The organism is Shewanella sp. Sh95, from assembly GCF_001308045.1.
Taxonomy (GTDB): Bacteria; Pseudomonadota; Gammaproteobacteria; order Enterobacterales; family Shewanellaceae; genus Shewanella; species Shewanella xiamenensis.
Genome location: NZ_LGYY01000176.1, coordinates 1 through 390, shown reverse-complemented (window position 1 = coordinate 390; position 390 = coordinate 1). Strand labels below are relative to the sequence as shown.

Sequence of the window (390 nt, the reverse complement as noted above, 5' to 3'; positions counted from 1 at the left end):
GCTTCGCGCATCTTGTTGTCCAAGTGTAGTTTTTGGCGAAACCATTTGATCATGCAACAAGATGCGCTTCCACCCTAATTTGATGATTTATTTGTAAATCATCAGGGGATTCTTCAGGGCTTTGTGCGCTTCTGTAGCTAAAGTGCGACAAAGTTCAGGATGATTAAAACCACGCCCAGCTTTAAGCATATCTTTGATCATTAATTCTGCGGAGTCTTTAATTCCTAATTTTTTTTGCATCGGCGTTAATGGCATACACATCAAGCCCTGAAGGATCCCCTCATAAATCAGCCATAGCATAGCCATATTTGAGCAACTGATTGGCGAATAATACCCAGGCCGCCAGCAATTCTTTCTCCGTGATTTGATAATCAGGCCGCCTGAGTACCT

1 protein-coding gene is annotated in these 390 nt (G+C 42.8%); it reads right to left on the bottom strand.

Annotated elements, in window-relative coordinates; translation table 11 throughout:
• Nucleotides 1-87: 87 nt before the first annotated feature.
• On the bottom strand, nucleotides 88-261 hold the full coding sequence (locus tag AEA42_RS21850; protein WP_280938062.1) for an FAD-binding protein: 174 nt from the start codon (nucleotides 259-261) through the stop codon (nucleotides 88-90).
• Between the last annotated feature and the right edge of the window lie 129 nt (nucleotides 262-390).